Source organism: Streptomyces sp. WAC05292, from assembly GCF_003949955.1.
Lineage (GTDB): Bacteria > Actinomycetota > Actinomycetes > Streptomycetales > Streptomycetaceae > Streptomyces > Streptomyces globosus.
In genome coordinates, this window is record NZ_RPSE01000511.1 from 1 (window position 1) to 3,600 (window position 3,600).

A 3,600-nucleotide genomic window follows, 5' to 3' on the forward strand; every position below is an offset into this window, starting at 1 on the left:
GTGCCGGGCCGGGGGGAGGGGGCGGGGGTGTAGAGCAGGCCTATCGAGTCCGCGCCTTCCTTGGGTTTGACCGCGTACTCGGCGGACGGCGGGAGGAGGTGCAGGTCGGCCGGGTCGTCGATCGTCGGGATGACCGGGAGGCCCGCCGCGGTCAGGTCCAGGAGGTACTGCTTGCCCGCCATGTCGCCGCGGCCCGTGAGCGGGTTGTAGACCCGGGTTCCGGTGGCGCGGGCCGCGGCGCGGAAGGCCTCCCACTGCTCGCGGTGGTGGATCACCGGGCCGCTGTTGCGAACGACCGCCGCGTCGAAGCCGTGCGCGAGGAGGGCCGCGGCGTCGCCGGGGTGGCACAGGGCCAGGTCGAAGTGCTCGCGCAGGCGGGAGGTGAGGTGGACGTCCTCGTCGCCGTAGCGGCGTCCGCGCGCCGGGTACGCCAGGTCTGTTACGTAGAGCAGGGCCATGGCCCCAACCTAGTCCTCCGGTCGGGTCGGGGCTCCGGCCGCCGGCCGTGCCGCTGCTAGAGGCGGCGGTCCTTCAGGGCCGGGAACTGGTCGCGGGTCTCCGCCACCTTCGCCGGGTCCAGGTCGACGTGGAGGACCGCCTCCTCCGGGCCGGCCTCGGCCAGGACCTCGCCCCACGGGTCCACCGCGAGGCTGTGGCCGGCCTGTTCGACGCCCGCGTGGGTGCCGGCCAGGGCGCAGGCCAGGACGTACGACTGGTCCTCGACCGCGCGCGCCCGGTTCAGCAGGGTCCAGTGGGCGCGGCGGCGGGCCGGCCAGCCCGCGGCGACGACGAGCGTCGTCGCCCCGGCGTCGACCAGGCCGCGGAAGAGCTCCGGGAAGCGCAGGTCGTAGCAGGTGGCGATGCCGAGGGTCTGCTCCGGCAGGTCCACGGTCGTCAGGGAGTCGCCGGCCGCCATCATCACGGCCTCGCCCTGGTCGAATCCGAAGCGGTGGATCTTGCGGTAGGTGGCGGCCAGCTCGCCCGCCGGGGAGATCGTGAGGGCGGTGTTGTAGAGGGAGCCGTCGCCGGCGCGCTCGACGATCGAGCCGGCGTGCAGCCAGACGCCCGCGTCGGCCGCGGCCTTGGACATCGCCTCGAAGGTGGGGCCGTCGAGCGGCTCGGCCTCGGTCTCGAACAGCTCGTAGGCGAAGGCCCCGACGGTCCACAGCTCCGGCAGCACGACGAGGTCCGAGTCGGCCTGCTCCCGTACGAGTCCGGCCACGCGGGCCCGGCGCCGGGCCACCGACTCCCCGTCGGACACCGCGATTTGGATCAGCGAGGCGCGCACACTACCACCGTTCTGGCGTTCAAGCCGCCGATTCGGGCCTACGATCGTCACACGAAAGCACTGCCGGGGTGCTCACCGGCAGCGTAGTTTGGGATTCAGTCCACCGCTTCCGGAAAACGCGCCACCGAACAGCTCGCGAGGGGTCCCCTTGACCGTCCATCCGCATCCCAGCCTCCAGCCCTATGCCGACGCGTGGACCCATTCCGTCGAGGCGATATCCGAGCTGGTCCTCCCGCTGACGGAGGGCGAGTGGAACCGGGCGACACCGTGCCCCGGGTGGTCGGTGCGGGACATCGTCTCGCACGTCATCGGCATCGAGACCGAGATGCTGGGCGACCCGCGGCCGATCCACACGCTGCCCCGGGACCTGCGGCACGTGGTCGACGAGTTCACCCGGTACATGGAGGTCCAGGTTGACGTCCGGCGGCACCACACCGCGCCGGAGATGACCTCGGAGCTGGAGTACACGCTGATCCGGCGGTCGCGGCAGCTGCGCAACGAGAAGCGGGATCCGGCCACGATCGTGCGGGGGCCGCTGGGCGACCAGGTGACCCTGGAGACGGCGCTGCGGCTGAGGGCGTTCGACGTGTGGATCCACGAGCAGGACCTGCGGGCGGCGCTCGGCGTGCCGGGCAACTGGGACTCGCCGGGCGCGTACGTGGCGCGGGACCTGATGCTGGCGCAGCTGCCGAAGGTGGTCGCGAAGGATGCGGGTGCGCCCGCGCACTCGGCGGTCGTGGTGGACGTCCACGGGCCGGTGGAGTTCCTGCGGACGGTGCGCGTCGACGGTGACGGGCGCGGCAGCATCGACTCGTCGCCCTCGCTGGGCCCGGCGGTCACGCTGGCGACGGACTGGGAGACGTACGTGCGCCTCGCGGCGGGCCGGGTCCGGCCGCACGCGGTCGGCGACCGGCTGAAGGTCGAGGGCGACCGGGAGCTGGCCGACGCGATCCTGGCGAACTTCGCCGTCACGCCGTAGCGGCCTGCTGCGACGCTGCCGACTGCGCCGCGGCCGCCGTGCGTGCGCGCTCGCGCTCGCGCTCGTCGTCGCGTTCGCGTTCGCGTGCCAGCGCGCGGCCGCGGAGCCGGAGGATCCGGGAGATGCCGAGGAGCTGCACGGCGAAGACCGAGGAGAAGGCGGCCCGGTAGTCGCCGCCGGTCGCGTCGAGCAGGACGCCGATCGCGAGCAGGGCGGTCATCGAGGCGAGGAAGCCGCCCATGTTGGTGATGCCGGAGGCGGTGCCCTGCCGTTCGGCCGGGTTCGCCGGGCGGGCGAAGTCGAAGCCGATCATCGAGGCGGGGCCGCACGTCCCGAGGACCGCGCACAGCGCGATCAGCAGCCACATCGGCGCGCGGCCGCCCGGCACGGCGAGGACGGCGGCCCACAGGGCGGCGGTGAGGGCGACCGTGCCGAGGGCGAGCGGGGCGCGGGCGCTCTGGCGGCGGCCTATGACCTGGCCGTAGACCAGCCCGAAGAGCATGTTCGAGGCGACGATGAGGGTGAGCAGTCCGGCGGCGGTCGTCCGCGGCAGCCCCTGCGCCTCGACGAGGAACGGCATGCCCCACAGCAGCAGGAACACCATCGCGGGGAACTGGGTGGTGAAGTGCACCCACAGGCCCAGGCGGGTGCCGGGCTCGCGCCAGGAGTCCCGGATCCGGCTGCGGACGAACCCGGCCCGCCCGGCGCCCGGCACCGCGGCGGCGGCCGCCGGGCCCGCCCCGGCGCCCTCCGGGCCGTCCCGCAGGAACAGCACCAGCGGGACGAGCACCACCAGGCCCGCGGCCGCGCTGCCCGCGAAGGCCGCCGCCCAGCCCAGCCCGTGCAGGACGGGCGCGAGGACGAGGGTGGACACGAGGTTGCCGGCCATGCCCGCGAGGCCGGCGAGCTGCGCCATCAGCGGGGCGCGGCGGACGGGGAACCAGCGGGTGCCCAGCCTCAGGACGGAGATGAAGGTCATGGCGTCGCCGCAGCCCAGCAGGGCGCGGGCGGCGAGCGCCGTCTCGTACGAGGGCGCGAGCGCGAAGCCGAGCTGGCCGGCGGTGAAGAGGACCGCGCCCAGGGTCAGCACCCGCTTGGTGCCGAGCCGGTCGACCATCAGGCCGACGGGGACCTGCATGCCCGCGTAGACGAGGAGTTGGAGGAGGGAGAAGGCGGAGAGGGCGGACGCGGAGACGTGGAAGCGGTCCGCGGCCTCCAGCCCGGCGACGCCGAGGCTGGTGCGGAAGATGACGGCGACGAAGTAGACGGCGACGCCGATCGACCAGACGGCCAGCGCCCGCCTGCCGCCCGGGGGTTCCGCGGGGGCGGGGGC

3 protein-coding genes and 1 pseudogene are annotated in these 3,600 nt (G+C 74.2%); 1 reads left to right on the forward strand and 3 read right to left on the reverse strand.

All coding sequences use genetic code 11. The features are described 5' to 3' along the window. Positions 1–458 (reverse strand): annotated as a pseudogene (locus EF903_RS30180) (hypothetical protein); the annotation flags it as partial. 56 nt (positions 459–514) lie between these two features. Further along, the gene (locus EF903_RS30185; protein ID WP_125548172.1) at positions 515–1,288 is read right to left on the reverse strand and encodes a carbon-nitrogen family hydrolase; all 774 of its coding nucleotides are present in this window, start codon (positions 1,286–1,288) and stop codon (positions 515–517) included. Positions 1,289–1,436: 148 nt separating this feature from the next. Between EF903_RS30185 and EF903_RS30190 the strand changes: the two genes are divergently transcribed. Further along, positions 1,437–2,267: a maleylpyruvate isomerase family mycothiol-dependent enzyme gene (locus tag EF903_RS30190; protein WP_125548173.1), complete on the forward strand. Its 831-nt coding sequence runs from the start codon at positions 1,437–1,439 to the stop codon at positions 2,265–2,267. Here EF903_RS30190 and EF903_RS30195 read toward each other — a convergent pair. Continuing rightward, positions 2,257–3,600, reverse strand: a 1,344-nt coding sequence (locus tag EF903_RS30195) for a nitrate/nitrite transporter (RefSeq protein ID WP_260616123.1), incomplete at its 5' end; no start/stop codon positions are given. The genes EF903_RS30190 and EF903_RS30195 overlap by 11 nt on opposite strands.